Origin of the sequence: Deinococcus ficus, assembly GCF_003444775.1 — a bacterium.
GTDB classification, from domain to species: Bacteria; Deinococcota; Deinococci; order Deinococcales; family Deinococcaceae; genus Deinococcus; species Deinococcus ficus.
Genome location: NZ_CP021081.1, coordinates 1,606,659 through 1,630,338 on the forward strand (window position 1 = coordinate 1,606,659; position 23,680 = coordinate 1,630,338).

Below are 23,680 nucleotides of genomic sequence, written 5' to 3' on the forward strand. Positions count from 1 at the left end.
TTCTCCTCTTTTTCTGAACTGGAGCCTGTGCATGTCGAACGTCTTCTACCGCAGCCGCAAGTCGTACCCCGTCGCCGTCCGTGCCGAGGGGGTGTACCTGTGGGACGACACCGGAAAACGCTCCCTGGACGGCAGTTCCGGGGCGCTGGTGGCGAATGTCGGGCACGGCCGCGCCGGGGTGGCCCGGGCCATGGCGGCGCAGGCCGAGCGGCTCGCGTTCGTGCACGGGTCGCAGTACTCCAGTGACGTGCTGGAAACCTACGCCACGCGCCTCGCGGCGTTCCTGAATCTGCCCGGCGCAAGGTTCTGGGCGGTGTCCGGCGGGTCGGAGGCGAACGAGAGCGCCATCAAGCTGGCCCGGCAGTACCACGTGGAACGCGGCGAGCCGGGGCGCTTCAAGGTGATCACCCGCGTGCCCAGCTACCACGGGGCCTCCCTGGGCGCCCTGGCGGCCTCCGGGATGGGCGCGCGGCGGGAACTGTACGCGCCGCTGATGCGGGAGGACGCCTGGCCGAAAATGCCGAAACCCGACCCGGGCCTGACCGGCGAGCAGGACGCCGACCGCCTGCGCGCGGTGCTGGAGGCCGCCGGGCCGGAGTCGGTCGCGGCGTTCATGTGCGAGCCGGTGGTGGGCGCCTCGGACGCGGCGCTCGTCCCGAATGCCGGGTACCACGCGCGCGTCGCGGAGATCTGCCGGGAGTACGGAGTGCTGTTCATCTCCGACGAGGTGATGGCCGGCATGGGCCGCTGCGGCGTGCCCCTCACCGCCCGCCTGCACGGCGAGGCGGTCACGCCGGACATCGTGGTGCTCGGCAAGGGCCTCGCGGCCGGGTACGCGCCCCTGGCCGGCCTGATGGCGCAGGGGCACGTGTACGACACGGTCATGGGCGGGTCCGGGGCGTTCAAGCACGGGTTCACGTACGCCGGGCATCCGGTGAGCGTGGCGGCCGGGCTGGCGGTGCTGGACATCGTGGAGGGCGAGAACCTGGTCGCAGCCGCGCATGAGCGGGGCGCGCAGCTGCTCGCCGGTCTGGAGGCGCTGAAGGCCCGGCACCCGCAGGTGCTGGCGGTGCGGGGCACCGGCCTGCTGCTGGGCGTGGTGCTGGGCGATCCGGCGACCGGGCAGAGCGACGTAACCCCCGGCCGGGCGGAGCGGGTGGCGGCCCGCGCCCGCGAGCTGGGCCTGCTGACGTACCCGGGGTCCGGTGCGGTGGACGGCGTCCGCGGCGATCACCTGCTGCTGGGCCCGCCGCTGAGCATCACGCCGGCCGAGGTGGACGAGCTGCTGGGCCTGCTGGATCAGGCGCTGACAGACGCGTAGGTGCACAGGCAGGAAGGTGGCCGCCCCCGGTTGGAGGCGGCCACCTTCTTGAGGTCAGGCCTTCTGTTTCCGCTTCTGGGCCTCCACCAGCCGCACGAACTGCAGGAGTTTCGGCGCGCGGTTCCAGCGGCGGCGGTCGCTGGCGATGCGCCAGATGAACTCCACGCCCATGCGCCGCGTCCACTCCGGGGCGAGCTGCGCGGTGCCGCCCAGCACGTCGATCACGCCGCCGCAGCCGATCATCACAGGGGTGTTCAGCACCTGCCGCCAGTATTGGTTGAAGATCTCCTGCCGCCCGGCACCCATGCCGGTCAGGAGCAGGTGCGCGCCGCTGTCGCGGATGAGCTCCGCAACCCGCTGATCGTCCTCGGGGCCGAAGTATCCGTGGTGCACGCCGGCCACCTGAATACCGTACTGGTCGGCGGCGTTCTTCGCGGCGGTCTCGGCCACGCCGGGTTTGGCGCCCAGGAAGAACACCCGCAGGTCCCGGCCGTGGCGCTCCATCAGGCCGCGCACGATGTCCATGCCGGGCGCGCGGGGCACCTCCGTGCCGGTCAGCTGCCGGGCGGCGTACACGATCCCCACGCCGTCCGCGGTGACGAGGTCCGCCTGGTTGATCACGGTCACGAAGTCCGGCTGGGTGCGGCTCTGCACGATGAACTCGGGGTTCAGGGTGACGACCGTGTGCGGGGCGCGGGGGGTGCGGTAGATCCACTCTCCGAGCCGGTCCAGGGTCTGGTCCAGGGTGATGACGTCCAGGGGCAGGTCGAACAGGCGCAGGCGGGTCATGCTGGGCGTGATTGTACGCCCCGCCGCGCGGCAAGGTGGGCTGGGCCACGGGCGGGCGTGCGGCATACTGGCGGGCATGTTGCCCGGAGCGTTCGGTACGCTGCCCTCCGATTCCCAGGCGCTGCTGCGGTCCTCGGCGCGCACGGGCCGCTGGAGCCGCGGCGAGCTGCTGTTCCACCCGGACGACCCGGCCGACACGCTGCACGTCCTGACGCGCGGCGCAGTGCGGCTGTACCGCCTGGGGTCCGGGGCGCGCGAGGTGACCATCGACGTGCCGGGCGTGGGTGACCTGGTGGGCGTGCGCGCCCTGGTGCCCGGGGAGCAGTACGGCGTGTACGCCGAGGCCATCGACGACAGCGAGGCGCTGCTGCTGGGCCGTGAGCCCCTGACGCGCCTGATGGCCGCGCAGCCGGCCGTGGGCGTGGCCGTGACCGAGCAGGTGACGCGGCAGGCCCGCGGGGCGCAGGAGCGGCTGTCCGGGCTGGTGTTCATGGAGGTGTCGCAGCGGCTGGCGCGGGCGCTGCTGGCCCTGGCCGAACGCGAGGGCGAGTGGCATGACGGCACGCTCGCACTGCGGGAGCGGGTGTCGCACCAGGACCTGGCGCACATGGCGGGCAGCACCCGGGAGACGGTCACGAAACTGCTGGGGGATTTCCGCGGGCGGGGGCTGCTGGACCTGGGGTACCGGCGGATCATCCTGACGGACCGCGAGGGCCTGGAGCACCTCGTTCGTGAACCTGTGCGGTAGACGGGAACCCCACAGCGGGCCGCGCAGGCGGTAACGTGAGCGGCTGTGAGAGTAGGAGCCGTGCAGTGACGTGTGATGTGAACCGGGCGACGCGGGGTCCCGTGGTCGTGGGCGCCGTGCCGGGCGGGCCGGCGTGACGCGCAGCGCGGCGGCCGAGTACCGGCGCGGCGGCCTGCGGGACTTCCTGCGCCTGCCGCACGGCGCACTTGGGGACGCCCTGCAGGAGACGCGGCCCGACGTGGACCGCGCGGCCCTGGCCGCGGCGCTGGAGGCCTACCACCGCGACCTCGGCACCCTGGACGCGCACGTGCAGGCGGGCCTGGAGCGCCTGCGGCACCCCGCTGCCCGGGTGGTGGTCACCGGGCAGCAGGCCGGCGTCCTGACCGGCCCGGCGTACAGCGTGCACAAGGCCGCCGACGCCGTGCTGCTGGCGCGCGAGCTGGACCGTGATGACGCTCCCGTGGTGGCGGTGTACTGGGTGGCCAGTCAGGACCACGACGCGGCCGAGGTGGCCTCCACCACCCTGCTGGACCTGGAGGAGCGGCTGCACCGCCTGACGCTGGACCTGCCCGAGGGCGTCCCGGTGGGCCGCATTGCGTGGCAGGACGCCTGGACCGCGCAGGTGCGGGACCTGCTGGCCTCGTTCGCCGCGCCGGACGCGCACCGGACGTGGGTGGCGGGACTGGTCGAGGGCGCCGTGCGGGACGGCGGGACGGTCGCGGACGTGTTCGCGCGGCTGGTTCACGCGCTGCTCGCCCCGGCCGGCCTGATCGTGCTGGACCCCCTGCACCCGGCCCTGGCGGCCCTGATGGCCCCGGCCCTGAGGCGGGAACTGGCGGACCCACTGGCGTCGTCCCGGGTGATCGAGGACGCCGCTGCCCGTCTGGACGCGCAGGGGTTCGAGCCGCAGCTGCGCCGCCCCGCCGGCGCGACCAACGTGTTCATCGAGGAGGACGACGGGCAGCGCCGCCTGCTGCGCTGGGAGGAGGGCGGGTTCCGCACCGCGACCCGCGCGTACACCCGGGAGAACCTGGAGGCGGTCCTGAGCGCCGACCCGGCCCGCCTGACCCCGGCGGCCGGCGTGCGGCCCGTGGTGCAGGACACGCTGCTGCCCACGCTGGCGTTCGTGGTGGGGCCGGGTGAGACGGCGTACGGCGCGCAGCTGCGGGACGTGTACCCGCTGCACGGGTTAAAGCAGCCGCTGCTGTGGCTGCGCCTGAGCGTGACGTGGCTGGAACCGAACGTGACGCGGCTGCTCACGCGCCTGGGCGCCACCGCTGCCGAGGTGCAGGCCGACCCGGAGGGCGTGCTGGGCCGCGCGCTGGCGGCGCAGCGGGGCGCGGCGGCCCTGTCGCAGGCGCGGCTGGAGGCGCTGGACGCCGACCTCAACGCCCTGACGGCCGAGATCGCTGGGCTGGACCCGGTGCTTGCCAAGGCGGCGCACCGCACCGAGGTGCGCACCCTGGCGCGCATCGCGCACCTGCAGCGTCTGGCGACCGCGGCGCTGGCCCGCGCGGAGGACGAGCGCAGCGGGCAGCTCACCCGCCTGAAACGCCACCTGCTGCCGAACGGCACCCCGCAGGAACGGGAGATGAACTTCCTGACCTACCTGCTCAAGCACGGCCGGGTGCCGCTGGACCTGCTGCTGGCACTGGAGCCGGGCTGGCAGGGTGAACTCCCCATTCCCTGAGGCCCGTGCAGGTCGTCGGGATCGGGGGCGGGTCGGCGGCCGGGAAGAGCACGCTGGCCCGCCGGGTCACGGCCCGGCAATCGGGCGCGGCCCTGCTGTCGCTCGATGACTACTTCCGAACCGACCGTGAGGCCGGGCCCTTCACCGCGCCGGACGCGGCTGGCGTCCGGCACTTCGACCTGAACCACCCGGACGCCGTGGACTGGTCCCGTGTGCACGCCGCTCTGGAGGACCACCGCCGATGTGGTACGGCGCTGCTGATCGTGGAGGGCACGTTCGCACTGGTTTCCCCCGACCTGCGCGGCCGGATGACGCTGAGGGTCTTCCTGGCGGCGCCGGAGGATCTGCGGCTGGAGCGCAAGGCCGCCCGGAACCTCGCGGAGCGGGGCGTCCCGCCGGAGGTGACGCGCCGCAACCATGCGCTGAGTGCCAGGCCGGGCTTCCGGCAGTTTGTGGCGGGCAGCGCGGCGCACGCGGACCTCATCCTTAACGGCGAAGAGGACCCGGACGGGAATGCCCGGATCCTCCTGGAGCGGCTGCGCTGAGGCGGGCCTGACCGGGTCAGTCCCGGGGGATGTCCACGTCGAACAGCGCCCGCACGAACTCGTGGCTGTCGAAGGGTTGCAGGTCGTCGGCCTGCTCGCCCACGCCGATGAACTTGATGGGCACGCCCAGTTCCCGCACGATCGGCACCAGGATGCCGCCCTTGGCAGTGCCGTCCAGTTTGGTCACGATCACGCCGGTCAGGGGCGTGGCCTCGTGGAACTTCTTGGCCTGCTGCAGGCCGTTCTGGCCGGTCACGGCGTCCAGCACCAGCCACACCTCGGCCGGTTCGCCGGGGTCGGCCTTGTCGATCACGCGCCGGACCTTCTTGAGTTCCTCCATCAGGTTGTGCTTGTTGTGCAGCCGGCCGGCGGTGTCCACGAACAGCAGGTCGGTGCCGCGGGCCGCGCGGGCGCTGGCGGCGTCGAAGGCCACGGCGGCCGGGTCCCCGCCGTCCGGGCCCTGCACGACCGGGATGCCCAGGCGGTCGCCCCACACGCCCAGCTGCGCGCCGGCCGCGGCGCGGAAGGTGTCGCCGGCGGCGAACATGATGCTCTTGCCCTGGCGGACGTAGTACTGGCCGAGTTTGGCGATGGTGGTGGTCTTTCCCACCCCGTTCACGCCGATCACCATGACCACGTGGCCTTTCGGGGCGACCTTGCTGCGGCTCACGTCCGGCGCGAAGCCCAGCTTGCGGAACTCGGCGCGCCGGGCGTCCGGTTCGAGTTGCAGGACCAGGGCGTCCATCAGAGCCTGCTGGAGGTTCTTGCCCTCGGCGGCGCGGATGTCGGCGAGGATCTCCTCGGTGGCGGCCCGGCCGACGTCGGCGGCGATCAGGGCGTATTCGAGGTCCTCCAGGGTTTCCAGGCGGTTGTTCAGGACGTCCCGGACGTCGGTGCCCAGGAATCCGGCGGTGTCGTTCATCTGCTTGCGGGTTCTGCTCAGCCCGTCCCGCAGGCGCTCTAGCCAACTCATGGGGAAAGCATAGTGCATCCCGCGCAACTTTCCTGCGCGGAAGGCTGGGCGGTGGCGGCGCGGGGCGCCCCTCCGGGGTTCAGGGTGCGGCGGTGTCCGGCCCGCTCTGGCGGCGCATCAGCAGCAGCTTCAGCGTGCCCAGCCGCGTGCGGGTCAGGGCACCCTTGCCGAGCACCTCGTCCTGCGCGGGGTCGTGCGGGTCACGGCGCAGGGCCAGCACCGGGATCTCCTGCCCGTAGCGGGCCATCAGCGCGGGTGCCGATTCGATGTTCACGACCTCGAACGCGAACGCCAGCGCCTCCAGGTTCGTCTTGGCGATCTCGCAGGGCCGGCAGCCGGGTTTGGTGTACAGCGTCAGGGTGGGCAGGGCCGCGCCGCTCATGCGGGCAGCCCCGCCCGGGGAACATTGACCACGGGGCGTTCCACGACGGTGAGCGCCTGCACAGGCGCGTACATATCCGTCTGGCTGAGCAGGTCCCCGGCGGCGGAGAAGGTGCGCAGCACCTGCCCGCCCTGCCGCATGGCGAAGATCTCGCCGCCCGGCGCGACGCTGAGCAGCCAGGGCGCGTCCGTGGCCTCCCCGACCAGGGACTCCAGGGTGAAGGTGAGGCCGGGGGTGCCGTCCGCCTCGATCTTGCGCAGCTTGCGGGCCACGCTGTCGGCGATGTACACCGCGCCGCTGGCGTCCACGGCCAGGCCGTCCAGGGGCCGCAGGGTCTCGCTGGTGCGGTCCATGCGGAAGGCGTAGCGGCTGAGGTACTCGCCGTGCGGCGTGAAGCGCTGCACCTCCTGGGCGCCCATGTCCAGCACGTACACCTCGCCGCCCGGAGCGGCCGCGACCACGCGGGGTTTCTCGAAGCGGCCGTTGCCCTTGCCGATCCCGCCGAAGGCGTGCACGTACTGGCCGTCCTCGTACACCACGACCCGGCAGGCCTCGGCGTCCAGGACGTACAGGCGCCCGCCGGACAGGGTCATGGACACCGGCTTGAGCAACTCGGCCTCGCCCAGGCCGTACGCGCCGAAACTCAGCTGCTCCTGCCCGGCGGCGTCCAGTTTGCGGATCAGCGCGCCGCTGCGGCCCTGGCGGTAGTCCTGCAGCGCCACGAACAGGTGCCCGCGGGCGTCCCCGGCGATGGCGACCGGCACGCCGGGCAGGCCGTCCTCGGTGGCGCGCTGATCGCGCAGGCTGACCCGCAGCTTGCCTTTCAGGTCCAGCAGGCGCAGCGTGCCGCGCCGCTCCTGCACGCTCAGGGCCAGCGCAACCGGCTCGTTGAAGGCGTCGTCGGTCATCACGCCGGCGTCCAGGCGGGCGATCACCTCGTCGAGCGTAGGGCGCTGGGCGGGGTCTTTCTCGATCATGTGCAGGATCAGGTCGTTCAGGCGGCCCGGCACTTCCAGCCGCACCTGCTTGGGTGGCTTGGGCGACTCGAACACCTGCTGGTGCACCACGGCCTCGTAACTGCCCTTGAAGGCGGTCTGACCGGCGACCATCTCGTAGGCCAGCAGGCCCAGGGAGTACACGTCGCTGCGGGCGTCCACGCGGTTGCCCTTGGCCTGTTCGGGCGCCATGTAGATGGGCGTGCCGACCCGGGCGCCGGTCATGGTGAGGCGGGTCAGGACCTTGCCGACCGCGATGCCGAAGTCCATGAGTTTCACGCCGCCCTCGCGCAGGCGGCCGTCCACGAACGCGCCACGCAGGACCATCACGTTGGCGGGCTTGATGTCGCGGTGCACGACGTTCTGCATGTGAATGTGGCGCAGCGCGTCGGCCATGGCGCGGATCATCTGGGTGGCCTCGCTGAAGTCGAGCTTGCGTTCCTCAAGAAGCGTCTCCAGGCTCTGGCCCTCGAGGTATTCCATGGCGATGTAATGCTCGGGGTCCTGCATGCGGTAGTCGTACACCCGCACGATGTTCGGGTGGTTGAAGCGCTTGAGGACCTCCGCCTCGCGGTAGAAGCGCTTCACGAACTTCGCGTCGGCGAGGTACTTCTCCTGCGGGACCTTCAGCGCCACGATCCGGCCGTCGGTGCGGCGGCGGGCCTTGTACACGCTGCCCATCCCGCCGATCCCGATGCGTTCCAGCACGTCGTACTCCTGGAAGTCCACGTCGGTCAGCGGGGCGTTCAGGGCGCTGCGGCGCGACGCGGTGCCACTGGCGGTGCGCCGCGCGCCGGCGTTCGTCTGCGACACGGCGCGGAACGGCACGCTGAGCAGCGGGGAGGGACGGTCCAGGGACGGCGTGAGCATCCGGCCCATCAGCACCAGGCCCGAGCCGACCACGAAGCCCAGCGCGGTGAGGGGCCCCGTCAGGCGGCCACTCTGCCACCCGGCCGGGTCGGTGCCCACCTGGACCGCCAGGTACGCCAGCAGGCCCGCCGCCACGAGCCCCAGCGCGGTGAGCAGCAGGGCGAGCACGCGCTCGGGCGCGCGGACGCTGAGCAGGAACGCCACAGCGAACAGGGAAAGAAGCAGCGCCCAGCTCACGCGGCACCTCGGCCGGGGTGCGGGGGAAGTGGGAGAACCGGGCGGCGCACGCGTGCCTTCACCCGTCCTTTATACCGGCTTCCCGCTCCCGGCGACCTTACAGAACCCCGCAAACCCGGACGCGCCTCCCGGCCGCCGCGTGGGTGGACTGTGAGAGACGCGGCCGCTCAGGGCATACTTGACCTGTGACCCGCGCCCTCCTGACTGCCTCCTCCTGCCGGTCCCACCGGGCCGGGCCGGCCCCCGCCTCCCGGTTCACGCGGCCTGCCCGCCCGCAGGCGCTGGGGGTGAGGGCATGAACGCCTGGCAGGAACTCGTGGACCTGTTCGATTACAAGCTGGGCGACCTGGAAGCGGGCCGCACCCCGAAAGGCGGCCGGCACTCGGTGGCCGAGTTGCGTGAGGAGCTGCTCTCGGCGCCGCTGGACCCGAACCTGCACCGCCGCCTGATGAAGGTGGACCGCCGCTACCGCGCCATGCTGCGCGAGAAGCGCGAGGGGGCCCTGGCCGAGCCCGGCGCAGCGCCTCAGCAGGCGCCGACCAGCCTGGCGTCCATCCTGAACGACCTCGCGGCGGTGCAGCCGCGGCCCTCGGCGTGGAGTGGAGAGGCGCCGCTGGGTAAGGCGGAGAGCGAGGCGTGGACGGACCTGCTCCGCCAGGAGTGGGAAGCGGGGCTGCGGCGCGCGCTGCAGGAGCAGGGCAAGGTCTGGCAGGAGGAACGCGGGCACCTGTCGCTGCGGGTGCTGTACACCGCGCTGGAAAACGCCGAGCGGGCCGGGCGGGCGGTGCGCGAGTGGATGCACGTGCCTGGTGCGTACGACCGCCTGCTGTCCCTGCACGACGCCGAGGTGCTGCAGCGCATGATGCTGACCGTCGCGGACGCGTTGGTCAGCGAGACGGCGTGGCGGCGGCTGCGGGCGGCGCTGTCGCAGGTGCGGGAGGAACCGTTCCCGCGCAAGGAGAACGAGGGCGTCATGCAGGCCCTGCTGGAGGCCGCGCAGGGCGAGAACGTCTCCCCGCTGGCCCGGCAGGAGCTGCTGGAGGCGCTGCGCAGCCAGTACCGCGCGCCCCGCGACCCCCTGGAACGCGCCGCGATCCGTGACGCGGCCCAGGCGGTGCTGAGCCTGCTGGACGCGCTGCTGGCCGACGCGCCCACCACCGCGCCGGGCGCCGTGCCGGAGGGCAGCATCCTGTACTCCGCGTCGCCGCGCACGGCGCTGGCCTCCCCGGACGGGGCGAAGGACCCGCACCGGCTGGTGATCTTCCTGCCGGGCGGCACCGAGACCCGCTGGCAGGGCATGCACGCCCGCTGGCAGCAGATCGGCGGGCACTGGCAGCTGCTGCTGGACCGCGAGGTGGCCCTCATCCGGCCGAAACTGCCGGCGGCCGAGCGCATGGTCGTGATGCACCCGGAGCCGCACCGGGTCGAGGTGTACCTGAGCGGGTCGTACCTGATGCTGGTCCTGGACCGGCGCATGGATGAGGACATGAACATGCGCGCGGGGCTGGCGCACCTGATCGCGGTGATGATGAACCCCGAGGAGGCCTACGCCGCGCTGCGGCTCTCGCGGCTGACCGCGCAGGTGCTGCGTCACGGGCAGGGCGTGCTGGAGGATCACGACCTGGAGGGCCTCACGCCGGACTCGGCGGACAAGTTCCTGCTGGCGTCCGGGGAGGCGCTGCTGGCGTTCTGCCGCAAGGGCGCCGAGACGCTGGTCAGCCGCATCCGGGCCCGCAACGGCGAGAACACCGAGGCGGACCTGCGGGCCGCGGGCGCGGCGCTGGGCGTGGATCCGGAAATCACCTCTCGCCTGCGGCACGCGCTGCAGCTCGCGGCGTTCGGGGGGATCACGGTGCCGCCCGGCGAGTGGCGGGCCCTGCCGGACGTGCCCAGCGACGGGAATTTCGCCAGTGCCCTGATCGGCGAGGAGCCGGTGAGTTTCCGGCTGGAGGGCCGCGCCATGACGCTGCGCAAGGACTACCGCGGGCAGCTGATGGCGGTGCTGCCCGGCTACCCGGCGCAGGAACTGCACGACGTGCTGGTGCTGCGCATGCCCACCATGAGCGTGCTGGTGCTGAAACAGGGCGCGCAGGTGAGCGTGGGCACGGTCGTGGACCCCACGCCCAACTGAGGGCGGGCAACTGAGCGCGGCCGGGAGTGCGATGCTCTAGCATGCCGCTCATGAGGACCGGCTCCACTTCTGCCGCGGCCGCCGCGCCCCGCGTGGCGGTGGTGATTCCGGCGTTCAACGAGGAGCAGACCGTGGGCGCGGTGGTGCAGGCGGCCCTGACGCTCACGCCGGAGGTGATCGTCGCGTCGGACGGCAGCGGCGACGACACGGCCGGCGCGGCCCGCCGGGCCGGCGCGCAGGTGGTGGAACTGCCCGTGAACGCCGGGAAAGGCCCGGCCCTGCTGGCCGCGCTGCACGCCGCGCAGGCGGAGTTCGTGGTGATGCTGGACGCCGACCTCGTCGGCCTGACCCGCGAGCACCTGGAGCTGATGCTGCGCCCGGTGCTCGCCGGGACGCTGGACATGAGCATCGGCGTGTTCGAGGGGGGCGGCTTCGTGACGGACTGGGGCAACAAACTCACGCCGCACCTGAGCGGGCAGCGCGCCTGCCGCCGCGACTGGCTGCTGGGCGTGCCGGACCTGGCCGTGGAACGCTGGCCGGAACCGGCGATCACCGCGCACCTCAAATCGTGCGGCGCGCGGTGGGATTACGTGGAGCTGCCGCAGGTGGCGCAGGTGGTCAAGGAGAAGAAGCGCGGATTCTGGCAGGGCGCCAAGGCGCGCACGAAGATGTACGCGCACCTGATGACGTACCGCGCCCGCCGGAAGACCTGAGCGTTACTCCTGGTCGCGGCCCAGGTCGGTGCTGCGGCGGGTGGCGGCCTCCACGGCGGCCATCAGGCCCCCGCGCACGCCGGCGGATTCCAGGGCGCTGAGGCCGGCGATGGTGGTGCCGCCGGGGCTGGCGACCTCGTCCTTGAGCAGGCCGGGGTGCAGGCGGCGTTGCAGCAGTTCGCCGCTGGTGACCAGGAGTTTCGCCGCGAGTTCCTGCGCGAGCGCGCGGGGCATGCCCATGCGCACGGCGCCGTCGGCGAGGGCCTCGGCGACCACGGCGGCGTACCCGGGGCCGCTGGCGCTCATGCCGGTGAACACGTCGAACAGGTTCTCCGGGAGGTCGTAGGCGTCCCCGACTGCGTCGAACAGCTGGTGCGCGAAGGCATGGTCGCCGGCCTGCACGGCCTCCTTCGGCGCGGCGATGGCGGTCTGGCTGAGGCCGATGGTGGCGCCCAGGTTCGGCATGACCCGCACGACGCGTTTGGTGCCCAGGCGGCGCGACAGGGCGCTGAGGCTCACGCCGGCCATGGTGCTGATGTACCCGGCGTTCTCCTGCGCGAGCCACTCGGCGGCGGCCGGGAAGGCGCGGGGCTGCAGGGCGATCACGATGCGCTCGGCCCGGCCGAGCTGCGCCGGGTCGAGGAGGACGGCGCCGGTGCGTTCGGCGATCTCCGCGGTGCGTTCGGTGTGAATGTCGATCAGGCCGATGTCCTGCGGGGCGAGCACGCTGCGCCGGGTGACGCCCTCCAGCAGGGACAGGCCAAGTTTGCCGACGCCGACGATGGCGAGCTTCATGCGCGTGAGTATAGGGGCGCGGCCCGCCCGGCCCGCCGCCCCGGCATAGGGGGACGGGCAGGTAGGTAGAGTGGGCGGCATGCTGGTGTACGAGTTGCCCGGAACCTTCGAGACGCGCGAGGCGCACCTGGACCTGCTGTGGGAGGCCGGCGCGACCGGCCTGGAGGAGCGGGCCGGGGTGATCCGCGCCTACTTCGACGAGGAGACGGCGGTGCCGGCCGCGGTGGCGGACGGGGAGTGGAAGCGCGAGGCGGACCAGGACTGGCAGGCGGAGTTCAAGGCGAACCTCCGGCCCGTGCAGGCGGGCCGCGTGACCATCGTGCCGCCGTGGCTGCGCCAGGACGTCCCGGCCGGGCAGGTGGGGCTGGTGATCGAGCCGGGCATGGCGTTCGGCACCGGGCACCACGCGACGACCCGCATGGCCGTGGAGGCCCTGTCCGCCCTGGACCTGGGCGGCGTTCGGGTGCTGGACGTGGGCACCGGGAGCGGCGTGCTGGGGATCGCGGCGGCCCTGCTGGGCGCGGACCTGGCGTACGGGGTGGACATCGACCCGATCACCATTCCGATCGCGCGGGAGAACGCGGAGATCAACGGCGTGCCGGCGGGCCGTGTGCGGTTCGAGGAGGGCACGCTGGGCGAGGAACTGCCGGACGACGTGGCGCCGGGCGGGGTGTTCGGCGTGGTGGTGGCGAACCTGTACGCCGAACTGCACGACCTGCTGGCCGGGGAGTACGCGGCGCACCTGACGCCGGGCGGGCCGCTGGTCCTGACCGGGATTCTCACGTCGAAGCTGGCGCTGGTGCGCGCCGCCCTGGACCGCGAGGGGTTCACGGGCGTGCAGGTGCGGGAGGACGGGGAGTGGGCGCTGGTCACGGCGACCGCCCCGGCGTGAGGGCGCGGCTGTGAGCGGCGGCAAGCCGAGGCACCGCCTCCCGGTCCCGGAGCTGGCGGACGTGATGGTGCTGGGCCCGGCAGAGGCGCGGCACCTGAGCGTGCTGCGGCTCGCGCCGGGCGCAGCGGTGGTGGTGTTCGACGGGCGGGGCGGGGAGGCGCGGGCGACCGTGGCCGAACTGGACGACACCCGCGCCGTCCTGCACCTGGGTGAGGCGACGCAGGGCGCGCAGGAAACGCCGCAGCCGCTCACGCTGGCCGCGTCCCTGTTGAAGGGGGACAAGCTGGCGGAGGTCGTGCGCGCCGCCACGGAGCTGGGCGTGGCGCGCATTCAGCTGGTGGTGCCGCGCCGCGCGGACGCCCGCGAGATCGGCGCGCAGAAGCTGCTGCGCCTGGCGCGGGTGGCGCAGGAAGCCAGCAAGCAGTCCCGCCGCGCGGTGATTCCGGAGGTGCTCGCCCCGGTTGCCCTGGACGCGCTGGCCTGGGAGGGGACGCTGCTGGTGGCGCAGCCCGGCTCCGCGGTGCGGGTGACGGACGCGGTGGACTGGACGCGCCCGGTGACGGTCCTGACCGGCCCGGAGGGCGGCCTGACCGCCGAGGAGGTCGCCGCCCTGGTGGCGCGCGGCGCGCAGGCGGTCACGCTGGGGCCGCGGATCCTGCGGGCGGAGACGGCGCCGGTGGCCCTGCTGGGTGCCATCGCCGCCCTGGGGCAGTAGCCGTCAAAGGAAACCGGCCCGCTCCAGTGTGGACGCGGGCCGGCTGGGCTTTGAGGCTCAGACCTTAACGATCCAGCCTTCGGGCGCCTCGACGTCCCCGAACTGGATGCCGGTGAGTTCGTCGTACAGGCGGCGGGTGATCGGGCCGGGTTCGGTCTCGCTGTGGAACACATGAAAGTGCTCGCCGTGCTGGATGCCGCCGACCGGGGTGATCACGGCGGCGGTGCCGCAGGCGCCGGCCTCGGCGAACTGGTCGAGTTCGTCCACGCGCACGTCGCCCTCCACGACCTTCAGGCCCAGGCGGTGCTCGGCGAGCCACAGCAGGCTGTACTTGGTGATGCTGGGCAGGATGCTGGGGGATTTCGGGGTGACGAAGGTCGTGCCGTCCCTGGTGATGGCGAAGAAGTTGGCGGCGCCCACCTCCTCGATTTTGGTGTGCGTGGCGGGGTCGAGGTAGATCGCGTCGGCGAACTTGCGTTCCTTGGCCTCGTGGCCGGGCATCAGGCTGGCGGCGTAGTTCCCGCCGACCTTGGCGGCGCCGGTGCCGTGCGGCGCGGCGCGGTCGAAGCTGGTCGTGATGAAGTTCATGGGGGTCAGGCCGCCCTTGAAGTACGGGCCGACCGGCACGCCAAACACGCTGAACAGGAATTCGGGCGCGGTGCGCACGCCGAGGTTGTCGCCCACGCCGATCAGGAAGGGCCGCAGGTAGAAGCTGCCGCCCGTGCCGTAGGGGGGGATGAAGTGCTCGTTGGCGCGCACGACCTGCCGGCAGGCCTCGATGAACTGCTCGGTGCTGATTTCGGGCATCAGCAGGCGGCGGCAGCTGTCCTGCATGCGCGCGGCGTTGCGGTCCGGGCGGAACAGGTTGATGCTGCCGTCCTTGCAGCGGTAGGCCTTGAGGCCCTCGAAGCACTGCTGGCCGTAGTGCAGGGCGGTGGCGCCCTCGGCGATGTGGATCTGGTTGTCCTCGGTGAGGTGCCCTTCGTCCCAGTGGCCGTCACGCCAGTGGGCAAGGTACCGCTGGTCGGTGCGGATGTAACTGAACCCGAGGTTCGCCCAGTCGATGTCCACGGTCTTCTTCACCTGCGGGTCCTGCGTGGCCTGCCTTTCCTGCGTGGTCATGTTCCCAGGGTACCGTGCCGGGCGGGGCGCGGCCGGGCTCTGTCCAGCGTTCCGGTGGCTTTCCTAGCTCAGCCGTTCAGGACGTGCTGCCGGAAGCGGTTCAGGATGCCCAGGCCCACCGCGCCGCTCTTCTCCGGGTGGAACTGCGTGGCGTGCAGGTTCCCGGCGCTGAAGGCCGCCCAGAACGGCACGCCGAAGGTGGTCAGGGCGCCGTCCGTGACCGGCACGTCCTCCGGCACGTAGTAGGAGTGCACGAAGTACGCGTGTGCCGGCGTGGGCAGGCCGCGCAGCAGCGGCGAGTCCCCGCGGGGTTCCAGGGCGTTCCAGCCCATCTGCGGCACCTTGCGTTCCGGGGCGGGCGTGAAGCGCCGCACCTGTCCGGACACGAGGTCCAGGCCGGGCACGCCGGGCGCCTCCTCGCTGCCGGTCAGCAGGAGCTGCATCCCCACGCAGATGCCCAGGATCGGCTGGCCCGCGCGGGCGGCGGCCAGGACCGGGTCGCGCAGCCCGGCGGCGTCGAAGGCCTCCATCACCTGCCGGAAGTGCCCCTGCCCGGGTATGACGATGCCGGCAGCATTCTCCAGGCCGTCGGGGGTGGCGGTCAGGCGCACGCGCATCCCGGCGCGTTCCAGGGCGCGGGCGGCGCTGCGGACGTTCCCGGCGCCGTAGTCGAGCAGCGCGACTTCCGGGGCGCTCACAGGCTGCCCTTGGTGCTGGGCAGCGCCTCGCCGGTGACCTGCACGGCGTCGCGCAGGGCGCGGGCCAGGGCCTTGACGACCGCCTCGATGACGTGGTGCGCCTCGCGACCCGCGAGGAGCCGCACGTGCAGGGTGACGCCGGCGTGGTTGCACAGGCCGCGCAGGAACTCGCGCAGGTGGTAGTGGTTCATGCCGCCCGCGTCGCCGTACACGTCGAGCCGTTCGGGTTCGAAGGCGAGGTGCGCCCGGCCGGAGAGGTCCACGACCACGTGCGCCAGGGTCTCGTCCATGGGCACGAAGGCGCTGCCGTAGCGTTCAATGCCGCGCCGGTCTCCGAGCGCCTGGTGCAGGGCCTGCCCGAGGGTGATGCCGGTGTCCTCGATCAGGTGATGCGGGTCGATGTGCAGGTCCCCCCGGGCCTCCACGGTGAGGTGCAGGCGGCTGTGGCGGGCCAGCGCGTCGAGCATGTGGTCCAGGAAGCCGTGGCCGGTGCGCGGGGCGGTCGCGGGGGCGGCGGCGTCGAGGTCGAGCTGGACGCGAATGTCGGTTTCGCTGGTCTGGCGGTGCACGGTGGCCGTACGGCTCATGCCCGGCATGATAGGAGCCGCGCCGCGCCCAGGTGGGGGGCGTGTCTGGATGGTGGCGGGGTCCTTGCCAGGAAAGCCTTGAAGGCTGCCATTCCTGAACTGACATTTTTCTTACATTGCATGGGCAGAGCCGTCGATCTCTCATGGCCTGCTCATTGAACTTGAAATTTGATTGCGAAAGAGGGGTCTTTCACGCAACTTAGAGGCCACCCATTTGGGGGATTCGGACTTCCAGTCACCTGTCTAGACAGATTTAAAATCGGCTTTTTCTCATGCATGGTACAACCCTAGGCGTCGGAAAAACCCATCCTGCTCGCAGTTCATGCAGAATTTCTCACGTCCACCTTGGAGGTTCGGATGAAGGCACGTCTTACGCTCGGCACCATCGGTCTCACGCTTCTTCTCGCCGCCTGCGGTCAGCCGCAGGGCGCCACGGACGCCCCCACCGCCAGCCGCTCGGCCCGCACCGAGGCCCCGCTGCTCGGCACCCAGAACCCCGACGCCATCGCCGGCCAGTACGTCGTGGTGTTCAGCGAAGGCGCCATGGGCAACGACCTCAGCGCCCAGGACGCCGGCAGCCTCATCCGCAGCCTGAACCTCAACGCCCAGGGCGTCGAAATCCAGAACATCTACGCCGCCGCCCTGCACGGCTTCAGCGCCAAGCTCAGCAGCGAGAACCTCGCCATCCTGCGCAGCGACCCCCGCGTGAAGTACGTCGAGCAGGACGCCATCATGCGCATGAGCGCCACCCAGACCGGCGCCACCTGGGGCCTGGACCGCATCGACCAGCGCAACCTGCCCCTGGACGGCAGCTACACCTACAACTCCACCGCCAGCGGCGTGAAGGTGTACATCATCGACACCGGCATCAACACCGCCCACAGCAACTTCGGCGGGCGCGCCATCTGGGGCACCAACACCACCGGCGACGGCAACAACAGCGACTGCCAGGGCCACGGCACCCACGTCGCTGGCACCGTCGGCAGCAGCACCTACGGCGTCGCCAAGGGCGCGACCCTGGTCGCCGTCAAGGTCCTGAACTGCCAGGGCAGCGGCACCAACAGCGGCGTCATCGCCGGCGTGAACTGGGCCGTGAGCAACAAGGGCAGCGCCACCGCCGTCGCCAACATGAGCCTGGGCGGCGGAGCCAGCCAGGCCGTGGACGACGCCGTGAACAACGCCGCCAGCAAGAACCTGATCATGGCCGTGGCCGCCGGGAACGAGAACCAGAACGCCTGCAACGTCTCCCCCGCCCGCGCCGCCAGCGCCATCACCGTCGGCAGCACCACCAATACCGACGCCCGCAGCAGCTTCAGCAACTACGGCACCTGCGTGGACATCTTCGCACCAGGCAGCAACATCACCAGCACCTGGATCGGCAGCACCAGCGCCACCAACACCATCAGCGGCACCAGCATGGCCTCCCCCCACGTCGCGGGCGCCGCCGCGCTGCTCGTCGCCGCCGGGAACTCCACCAACAGCGCCGTGACCAGCGCCATGATCAACAACTCCACGCCCAACAAGGTCACCAGCGCCGGCACCGGCAGCCCCAACCGCCTGCTGTACACCGGCACGGGCACCACCACCCCCACCCCCGGCACCACCACGACCTACACCGGCTCCGTCAGTCAGGGCACCAGCAGCTACAAGCCCGGCAGCACCGGCTTCAGCTACGCCGGCGGCACCCTGAAGGCCACCCTCAGCGGCCCCAGCGGCACGGACTTCGACCTGTACCTGCAGAAGTACAACGGCAGCACCTGGGCTGACGTCGCGGCCAGCGAGAGCGGCACCAGCAGCGAGAGCATCAACTACGCAGCCGCCAGCGGCACCTACCGCTGGGAAGTCTACGGCTACTCCGGCAGCGGCTCCTACACCCTCACCGAAACCAAGTAAGGCCCCAGGCTCCCCACCGCCCGCGCACCATCAGGCGGTGGGGCCTTCTTGAGCCCCGAACCGTCCTCTCTCCTTCTTTCCCCGAGGTGTTCCATGAAACGCACCCTGCTCTGCCTGCCCCTGACCGCCGCCCTCGCCCTGACCGCCTGCGGCAACACCCCCCCCACCGTGGCCACCGACCCCGCCGCCGCGCCGGCCGCGCAGCGCAGCGACAAGGCCCAGAGCGTCACGCTGCAGCCGCTGATCGTGGGCGGCACCATCAGCGCCCGTGGCGCCCGGCCATACCAGGTCGCCATGACCAACACCAGCGGGTTCCAGTACTGCGGCGGCACCCTGATCTCCAGCACCTGGGTGCTGACGGCGGCGCACTGCGTGAAGGGCACCGCGGCGTCCAGCATCCGCATCCGGGCGGGCGTGAACAAGCTCAGTGACAGCACCCAGGGCCAGACGGTCGGGGTGAGCACCGTGACCATCCACCCCAGCTACCGCGACGCCAGCTACGGCTACGACATCGCGCTGCTGAAACTCAGCACGGCCGTGAACAACCCCTACGCCGCGCCGGCCAAGCTCCCCAACAACACGGTGGAAGGCATTCTGGACGTGAAGGGCAAGTTCGCGGTGGTGAGCGGCTGGGGCCTGACGCAGGGCAACAACAACAGCAGCGCCAGCGACGACCTGCGCGAGGTGAGCATCCCGATCAGCCCCAACCCCGGCACCTGCGGCGGCAGCACGGTGCCCGGCAACACCATCTGCGGCGAGTACTACCAGGGCAAGGACAGCTGCAACGGCGACAGCGGCGGCCCCCTGGCGCAGGCCTACAACGGCAACAACTACGTGCTGGGCATCGTGAGCTACGGCCCCAGCGCGTGCACCGGGAACGGCGTGTACACCCGCGTGAACGGCTACCTGAGCTGGATCGCGCAGGTGAGCGGCATCACCGCCGACGGCAACGACACCACCCTGCCCGTCACCTACACCGGTTCGGTCAGCCAGGGCACGAGCAGCTACAGGCCCGGCAGCACCGGCTTCAGCTACGCCGGCGGCACGCTGCAGGCCACCCTCAGCGGCCCCAGCGGCACGGACTTCGACCTGTACCTGCAGAAGTACAACGGCAGCACCTGGGCCGACGTCGCCTCCAGCGAGAGCGGCACCAGCACGGAGAGCATCAACTACGCGGCCACCAGCGGCACCTACCGCTGGGAGGTCTACGCCTACTCCGGCAGCGGCTCCTACACGCTGAAGGCCACCAAGTAAACCGGAAATGCACGTGCGGGAGGGCCTCCAGTTGGAGGCCTTTCTGCGGTCGGGCCGGGCTGAGGGGCGATCCGCGCTGGGGGGATTCTGTCTTGACCGAAATTCAATTCTGTTATAAACTAAATCCATGAAGCTGAGCGATGTTCAGAAACGACTGCAAGCCCCGTTTCCCGCTCACGCGGTCGCGTGGAAACCCGGCGTGATTACCAAAGACCGCAGCCGCGCGCTGATGCTCGCCCACATTGACGCCCGCAACGTCCAGGACCGCCTGGACGCCATCTGCCCCGACGCCTGGGAATTCCACGTGGACGTCATCCCCGGCACCCGCCAGCCCACCGTCAAGGGCCGCCTGACCGTGCTCGGCGTGAGCCGCGAGGACATCGGTGAGGCCCCCGAAGGCGACCTGGGCACGCTGAAGGCCGCCGCCAGCGACGCCCTGAAACGCTGCGCGGTGCAGTTCGGCATCGGCCGCTACCTGTACGACCTGCCCAAGCAGTGGGTGGACTGGAACGACGCCAAACGCGAACCTGTCCGCACGCCCGAGCTGCCCGACTGGGCCAAACCGGACCACGAACGCAGTGCCGGCGGCGCCCACATCGTGCAGGCCATGGATCAGCTGAAGTACGAACTGCCGGACGACGTGGACCTGCAGCGCGAGGTGTACAAGCACCTGAAAGCCGCCCTGGGCAGCCTTCACCCCATGCAGAACTCCGGACGGGCCGCGTGACCGTCCGCACGGCGCCCCGCCGCGCCGCTGAGGCCTCCGCGCGCGTCCACCTGCTCCGCCAGGACCGCTCCGAGCCGCAGGACAGCGAGTGGACCGCGCCTGACCTGCCCCCCGCCCGCCGGGTGGGACTGGTGGCGGCCGGCGTGGCGGCCCTGGTGGTCGTCGGCAGCTGGCTGGCCCAGCTTCTGTAACCGTTCAGCACTGAATAACCGCCCTTCGGGGCGGTTTTTTGTAGCATGGCATCGCTTTGTTACCACTACGGTACGGACAAGTTGTCGTGCGCGGGTCTACCCTGAATGTATGACCTGGAACCCCGACCTGTACCACCGCTTCCAGGGCGCCCGCAGCGCCCCCGCCCGCGACCTGCAGGCCATGCTCCCAGACCTCCCCTACCGCCGGATCGTGGACCTCGGCTGCGGCACCGGCGAACAGACCCTGACCCTCGCCGAACGCTTCCCGCACGCCGAGGTGACCGGGGTGGACAGCAGTGCCGAAATGCTGAGCCGCGCCCGCGCCCATTCGGCCCCCAATCTCGCCTTCCGGCAGGCCGACCTGCGCGACCTGGACGGCGAGTATGACCTGATCTACTCGAACGCCGCGCTGCAATGGCTGCCCGACCACCCCACCCTGCTGGCCGCCCTGTGGGCGCACCTCGCCCCGGGCGGCATCCTGGCCGTGCAGGTGCCCGCCAACCACGACCACCCCAGCCACCGCCTCCTGACCGACACCGCCCGCGAGTTCGAGGGCGAGCTGGGCGGTTTTACCCGCTTCGGCACCGCGCACGGGGTCTCCCCCGTCCTCACGCCCGCCGGGTACGCCGAGACGCTGGACGCCCTGGGGGCCGTGGACATCACCGCCCTGAGCCGGGTGTACCCGGTCGAGCTCAGCGGCGCGGAAGGCATCGTGGAGTGGACGCGCGGCACCGCCCTCGTCCCCTACCTGTCCCGCCTGACCCCAGCGGACGCCGCGCGCTTCACCGAGCGGTACCTGGAGAAACTGCGCGACGTGTACCCCGGCGAGCGGGTGTACTACGCGTTCACGCGCGTGCTGTTCACCGCCCGCAGGCCCTGAGGCGCACCCTTCAGGACAGGCGGCGTTTCACGTGACGGGTCGGCGCGTGCGTCCACGGGTCGTCCGGCCAGGGGTGTTTCGGGTAGCGGCCGCGCAGGTCCTTGCGGACCTCGAAGTACGACGAGTTCCAGAACGACCGCAGGTCCTGCGTCACCTGCACCGGCCGGCCCGCCGGGGAGAGCAGGTGCAGCAGCACCGGCGTGCGCCCCCCGTTCACGGCGGGCGTGTCGGCCAGCCCGAAGAGTTCCTGCAACTTCACCGCCAGGATGGGCGGGCTGCCGTCCGCGCGGTACTCCAGCCGCACCCGGCTGCCGCTGGGCACCGTGAGGTGCGTGGGCGCCAGCTCGTCCAGCTGCGGCGGCAGCGGCCAGGGCAGCAGCGCCTGCAGGGCCGGCAGCAGCGGCACACGCGCCAGGTCCGCACGGGACCGCACGCCGCCCAGGTGCGGGGCGAGCCACCCCTCCAGGGTGTCCAGCAGCGCCTGACCAGACAGGTCCGGCCAGTTCTCGCCGGGGCGCCAGGCGCGCAGGGCCTGCACCCGGGCCCGCCAGCCCTCCACGTCCGCCGTCCAGGACAGCACGCCCAGCCCCTCAGCCCGCACCGCGCCGATCAGGGCCGCCTCGCGCAGCGCGGCAGGCACCTCCGCGAGTGGCGCGGTCTCCAGCACCAGCGCCCCCACCCGCTTCTCCCGCTGCGCGACCAGGACCCCGGCCCGGCTGTCCCAGCGCACCACGTCCGCCCACACCGCGCGGGCCTCCAGGGCCGCCGGGTCCAGGGGGGCGGCCAGGAACACCCGGCCCTCGGCGCCCGACGCGTCCAGGTGCGCGACCGCCAGCGTCCGCTCATGGGCCAGCGGGTCGCCGTCCGGGACCACGACGCCCTGCCCGCCGGACAGCAGGAAGCGGCCCGGGAGCCGGGCGGCGCCGCCGGAGCCGCGGGCGAGCGCCACTCGCTCCGGGTAGGCGCGCGCGACCAGTTCGCCCACGTCCGCGTGAACGGGAGCGTCCGGCCCGGCCGGCACGTCCAGCAGGCGCCGCCACTGCCGGCTGAGGCGTTCCGCACGCTCCAGCACCCCCAGGTCCGCCCCAGCCCGGCGGGCCGCGTCCCGCCCGCCCGCCCGCCACGCGCGCAGCGCGGCCACGCGGTCGGTCAGGTCCGCGCCGGCCTCGCGGGGCAGCGGATCGCGTTCCTCCAGCAGCGCCGCCACGTCCGCCGCCAGGGCCCCCAGTCCGGGCGCGGTCAGCAAGTGCGCCAGCCGGGGGTGCGTGGGGAAGCGCAGGAGGGAGGCGCCCTCCGGGGTGATCCGCCCCGCGTCGTCCAGCGCGGCCAGGGAGCGCAGCAGCGTCCGCGCGGAGTCCAGGCGGTGCGCGGGCGGCGCGTCCAGCCAGGGGAGCGCCGCGTCCACCGCGCCCCACTGCGCGAGTTCCAGGGTCAGGGGCGTAAGGTCCGCCTCCAGGATTTCCGGGGCGCGCGCGGCCGGCAGCAGGGCGTGCGTGCGCTCGGACCACAGGCGGTACGCCACGCCGGGCGCCGTGCGGCCCGCCCGTCCGGCCCGCTGCGTGGCGGCGTCCCGCGTGACGCGGCCCGTCACCATGCGCCCCAGGCCGCTCACCGGGTCGAACACCTGCGTGCGGGTCAGCCCGCCGTCCACGACCGCCCGCACGCCCTGGATGGTGAGGGACGTCTCGGCGATGGCGGTGGACAGCACCACCTTGCGCCGCCCGGCCGGGTCGGGCCGCAGCGCCCGCGCCTGCTCCGGCAGCGGCAGGTCCCCGTACAGGGGCAGCACCACGGCGTCCACGTCCTCCAGCAGGTCGGCCGTCCCGCGGATTTCCCGCACGCCCGGCAGGAACACCAGCGCGTCCCCCTCCTGCTCCGCGAGCGCCTGCCGGACCGCGCGGGCCGCCACCGGCTCGATGCGGCCGGCCGGGTCCTGCGGCAGGTACCGCACGTCCACCGGGTAACTGCGGCCCGCGCTCTCCACCAGAGGCGCGCCCAGCCGTTCCGGCAGCGCCGGGTCCAGCGTGGCCGACATGACCAGGACCCGCAGGTCGTCGCGCAGCGCGCCCTGCACCTCGCGCAGCAGCGCCAGCGCGAGGTCGGCGTTCAGGCTGCGTTCGTGAAATTCGTCCAGGATGACCAGGCCCACGCCCGCCAGTTCCGGGTCGCGCTGGAGCCGGCGGGTGAGGATGCCCTCGGTTACCACCTCCAGCCGCGTGGCCGCCGACACGCGGGACTCGAAGCGCACCCGCGACCCGACGGTCCCGCCGACCTCCTCGCCCAGCGCCTCAGCCAGCCGCGCGGCCACGGCGCGCGCCGCGACCCGCCGGGGTTGCAGCATGATCACCCGCTGCCCCGCCAGCCAGGGTTCCTGAAGCAGGTCCAGCGGCAGCGCCGTGCTCTTGCCCGCCCCGGGGGGCGCCTGCACGACCACCAGCGGGTGGGTGGCGAGCGCCGCGCGGAGCGGCTCGACGATCTCCCGCACGGGCAGCGCTTCACTGAACAACACGCCCCCGATCCTACCGCGGTCGG

At 72.2% G+C, this 23,680-nt stretch carries 21 protein-coding genes and 2 pseudogenes; 14 read left to right on the forward strand and 9 right to left on the reverse strand.

The genetic code is table 11. The annotated features are described in order from the left end of the window. The first annotated feature begins 31 nt into the window (after positions 1–31). A complete protein-coding gene (locus DFI_RS07870) occupies positions 32–1,321 on the forward strand; it encodes an aminotransferase family protein (protein ID WP_027461685.1) in 1,290 nt (429 codons plus the stop codon). A 54-nt stretch (positions 1,322–1,375) separates the two neighbouring features. Here the strand turns inward: DFI_RS07870 and DFI_RS07875 are convergent, their stop codons facing one another. Beyond that, positions 1,376–2,110 (reverse strand): WecB/TagA/CpsF family glycosyltransferase, encoded by a 735-nt coding sequence (locus tag DFI_RS07875; RefSeq protein ID WP_043776680.1) that lies wholly within the window; start codon positions 2,108–2,110, stop codon positions 1,376–1,378. A gap of 76 nt (positions 2,111–2,186) precedes the next feature. Here DFI_RS07875 and DFI_RS07880 point away from each other — a divergent pair, with 76 nt between their 5' ends. From DFI_RS07880 to DFI_RS07890, 3 genes are all read left to right on the forward strand, one after another. Beyond that, complete coding sequence (locus tag DFI_RS07880; RefSeq protein WP_027461687.1) at positions 2,187–2,858, forward strand: Crp/Fnr family transcriptional regulator; 672 nt, start codon at positions 2,187–2,189, stop codon at positions 2,856–2,858. A 133-nt stretch (positions 2,859–2,991) separates the two neighbouring features. Continuing rightward, the gene (gene bshC, locus DFI_RS07885; protein WP_027461688.1) at positions 2,992–4,548 is read left to right on the forward strand and encodes a bacillithiol biosynthesis cysteine-adding enzyme BshC; all 1,557 of its coding nucleotides are present in this window, start codon (positions 2,992–2,994) and stop codon (positions 4,546–4,548) included. 5 nt (positions 4,549–4,553) lie between these two features. Then, a complete protein-coding gene (locus DFI_RS07890; protein WP_051307391.1) occupies positions 4,554–5,093 on the forward strand; it encodes a uridine kinase family protein in 540 nt (179 codons plus the stop codon). Positions 5,094–5,109: 16 nt separating this feature from the next. Here the strand turns inward: DFI_RS07890 and ftsY are convergent, their stop codons facing one another. The 3 genes from ftsY to DFI_RS07905 all read right to left on the reverse strand — a co-directional run bounded on the left by ftsY (position 5,110) and on the right by DFI_RS07905 (position 8,550). Continuing rightward, on the reverse strand, positions 5,110–6,066 hold the full coding sequence (ftsY, locus tag DFI_RS07895; RefSeq protein WP_022801852.1) for a signal recognition particle-docking protein FtsY: 957 nt from the start codon (positions 6,064–6,066) through the stop codon (positions 5,110–5,112). A 79-nt stretch (positions 6,067–6,145) separates the two neighbouring features. Then, positions 6,146–6,448: a glutaredoxin family protein gene (locus tag DFI_RS07900; RefSeq protein WP_043776682.1), complete on the reverse strand. Its 303-nt coding sequence runs from the start codon at positions 6,446–6,448 to the stop codon at positions 6,146–6,148. Beyond that, a complete protein-coding gene (locus tag DFI_RS07905; RefSeq protein ID WP_043776684.1) occupies positions 6,445–8,550 on the reverse strand; it encodes a protein kinase domain-containing protein in 2,106 nt (701 codons plus the stop codon). The genes DFI_RS07900 and DFI_RS07905 overlap by 4 nt, the downstream gene beginning before the upstream one ends. A 295-nt stretch (positions 8,551–8,845) precedes the next feature. Between DFI_RS07905 and DFI_RS07910 the strand changes: the two genes are divergently transcribed. After that, positions 8,846–10,681 carry a hypothetical protein gene (locus DFI_RS07910; RefSeq protein WP_051307392.1) on the forward strand — a complete coding sequence of 612 codons (1,836 nt, stop codon included), beginning with the start codon at positions 8,846–8,848 and terminating at the stop codon, positions 10,679–10,681. A 50-nt stretch (positions 10,682–10,731) separates the two neighbouring features. After that, on the forward strand, positions 10,732–11,394 hold the full coding sequence (locus tag DFI_RS07915) for a glycosyltransferase family 2 protein (RefSeq protein WP_051307393.1): 663 nt from the start codon (positions 10,732–10,734) through the stop codon (positions 11,392–11,394). Positions 11,395–11,397: 3 nt separating this feature from the next. On the opposite strand, the gene proC is transcribed toward DFI_RS07915, so the two are convergent. Further along, positions 11,398–12,189 carry a pyrroline-5-carboxylate reductase gene (proC, locus tag DFI_RS07920; RefSeq protein WP_027461690.1) on the reverse strand — a complete coding sequence of 264 codons (792 nt, stop codon included), beginning with the start codon at positions 12,187–12,189 and terminating at the stop codon, positions 11,398–11,400. A gap of 79 nt (positions 12,190–12,268) precedes the next feature. Here proC and DFI_RS07925 point away from each other — a divergent pair, with 79 nt between their 5' ends. Further along, entirely contained in the window at positions 12,269–13,081 is an 813-nt protein-coding gene (locus tag DFI_RS07925; protein WP_027461691.1) for a 50S ribosomal protein L11 methyltransferase, read from the forward strand. A gap of 64 nt (positions 13,082–13,145) precedes the next feature. Beyond that, entirely contained in the window at positions 13,146–13,796 is a 651-nt protein-coding gene (locus tag DFI_RS07930) for a 16S rRNA (uracil(1498)-N(3))-methyltransferase (RefSeq protein ID WP_051307432.1), read from the forward strand. Between the two features lie 57 nt (positions 13,797–13,853). On the opposite strand, the gene DFI_RS07935 is transcribed toward DFI_RS07930, so the two are convergent. The 3 genes from DFI_RS07935 to hisB all read right to left on the reverse strand — a co-directional run bounded on the left by DFI_RS07935 (position 13,854) and on the right by hisB (position 16,203). Then, the gene (locus DFI_RS07935; protein ID WP_022801844.1) at positions 13,854–14,918 is read right to left on the reverse strand and encodes a branched-chain amino acid aminotransferase; all 1,065 of its coding nucleotides are present in this window, start codon (positions 14,916–14,918) and stop codon (positions 13,854–13,856) included. A 68-nt stretch (positions 14,919–14,986) separates the two neighbouring features. Then, positions 14,987–15,616: an imidazole glycerol phosphate synthase subunit HisH gene (gene hisH, locus DFI_RS07940; RefSeq protein ID WP_027461694.1), complete on the reverse strand. Its 630-nt coding sequence runs from the start codon at positions 15,614–15,616 to the stop codon at positions 14,987–14,989. Further along, positions 15,613–16,203: an imidazoleglycerol-phosphate dehydratase HisB gene (gene hisB, locus DFI_RS07945; protein ID WP_027461695.1), complete on the reverse strand. Its 591-nt coding sequence runs from the start codon at positions 16,201–16,203 to the stop codon at positions 15,613–15,615. The genes hisH and hisB overlap by 4 nt, the downstream gene beginning before the upstream one ends. Positions 16,204–16,560: 357 nt before the next feature. On the opposite strand from hisB, the gene DFI_RS07950 reads away from it, so the two are divergent. The 6 genes and pseudogenes from DFI_RS07950 to DFI_RS07970 all read left to right on the forward strand — a co-directional run bounded on the left by DFI_RS07950 (position 16,561) and on the right by DFI_RS07970 (position 21,148). Then, positions 16,561–18,096, forward strand: a complete 1,536-nt coding sequence (locus tag DFI_RS07950; protein WP_027461696.1) for a S8 family peptidase — start codon at positions 16,561–16,563, stop codon at positions 18,094–18,096. A gap of 294 nt (positions 18,097–18,390) precedes the next feature. Then, positions 18,391–18,954, forward strand: a pseudogene (locus DFI_RS21105) (serine protease); the annotation flags it as partial. 108 nt (positions 18,955–19,062) lie between these two features. Continuing rightward, a pseudogene (locus DFI_RS21110) lies at positions 19,063–19,350 on the forward strand (pre-peptidase C-terminal domain-containing protein); the annotation flags it as partial. A 127-nt stretch (positions 19,351–19,477) separates the two neighbouring features. Beyond that, complete coding sequence (locus DFI_RS07960; RefSeq protein WP_027461697.1) at positions 19,478–20,077, forward strand: Rad52/Rad22 family DNA repair protein; 600 nt, start codon at positions 19,478–19,480, stop codon at positions 20,075–20,077. Beyond that, positions 20,074–20,268, forward strand: a complete 195-nt coding sequence (locus DFI_RS07965; protein ID WP_027461698.1) for a hypothetical protein — start codon at positions 20,074–20,076, stop codon at positions 20,266–20,268. The genes DFI_RS07960 and DFI_RS07965 overlap by 4 nt, the downstream gene beginning before the upstream one ends. 109 nt (positions 20,269–20,377) lie before the next feature. After that, complete coding sequence (locus DFI_RS07970; protein ID WP_027461699.1) at positions 20,378–21,148, forward strand: methyltransferase domain-containing protein; 771 nt, start codon at positions 20,378–20,380, stop codon at positions 21,146–21,148. Between the two features lie 10 nt (positions 21,149–21,158). Here DFI_RS07970 and hrpB read toward each other — a convergent pair whose 3' ends face one another. After that, complete coding sequence (gene hrpB / locus DFI_RS07975; RefSeq protein ID WP_081425663.1) at positions 21,159–23,657, reverse strand: ATP-dependent helicase HrpB; 2,499 nt, start codon at positions 23,655–23,657, stop codon at positions 21,159–21,161. Between the last annotated feature and the right edge of the window lie 23 nt (positions 23,658–23,680).

Excerpts from the sequence above, each read along its gene's own strand:
- DFI_RS07870 (WP_027461685.1), top strand. The coding sequence starts at position 32 with ATGTCGAACGTCTTCTACCGCAGCCGCAAGTCGTACCCCGTCGCCGTC.
- DFI_RS07875 (WP_043776680.1), bottom strand. The coding sequence starts at position 2,110 with ATGACCCGCCTGCGCCTGTTCGACCTGCCCCTGGACGTCATCACCCTG.
- DFI_RS07880 (WP_027461687.1), top strand. The coding sequence starts at position 2,187 with ATGTTGCCCGGAGCGTTCGGTACGCTGCCCTCCGATTCCCAGGCGCTG.
- ftsY (WP_022801852.1), bottom strand. The coding sequence starts at position 6,066 with ATGAGTTGGCTAGAGCGCCTGCGGGACGGGCTGAGCAGAACCCGCAAG.
- DFI_RS07900 (WP_043776682.1), bottom strand. The coding sequence starts at position 6,448 with ATGAGCGGCGCGGCCCTGCCCACCCTGACGCTGTACACCAAACCCGGC.
- DFI_RS07910 (WP_051307392.1), top strand. The coding sequence starts at position 8,846 with ATGAACGCCTGGCAGGAACTCGTGGACCTGTTCGATTACAAGCTGGGC.
- DFI_RS07915 (WP_051307393.1), top strand. The coding sequence starts at position 10,732 with ATGAGGACCGGCTCCACTTCTGCCGCGGCCGCCGCGCCCCGCGTGGCG.
- proC (WP_027461690.1), bottom strand. The coding sequence starts at position 12,189 with ATGAAGCTCGCCATCGTCGGCGTCGGCAAACTTGGCCTGTCCCTGCTG.
- DFI_RS07925 (WP_027461691.1), top strand. The coding sequence starts at position 12,269 with ATGCTGGTGTACGAGTTGCCCGGAACCTTCGAGACGCGCGAGGCGCAC.
- DFI_RS07930 (WP_051307432.1), top strand. The coding sequence starts at position 13,146 with ATGGTGCTGGGCCCGGCAGAGGCGCGGCACCTGAGCGTGCTGCGGCTC.
- DFI_RS07935 (WP_022801844.1), bottom strand. The coding sequence starts at position 14,918 with ATGACCACGCAGGAAAGGCAGGCCACGCAGGACCCGCAGGTGAAGAAG.
- hisB (WP_027461695.1), bottom strand. The coding sequence starts at position 16,203 with ATGAGCCGTACGGCCACCGTGCACCGCCAGACCAGCGAAACCGACATT.
- DFI_RS07950 (WP_027461696.1), top strand. The coding sequence starts at position 16,561 with ATGAAGGCACGTCTTACGCTCGGCACCATCGGTCTCACGCTTCTTCTC.
- DFI_RS07960 (WP_027461697.1), top strand. The coding sequence starts at position 19,478 with ATGAAGCTGAGCGATGTTCAGAAACGACTGCAAGCCCCGTTTCCCGCT.
- DFI_RS07970 (WP_027461699.1), top strand. The coding sequence starts at position 20,378 with ATGACCTGGAACCCCGACCTGTACCACCGCTTCCAGGGCGCCCGCAGC.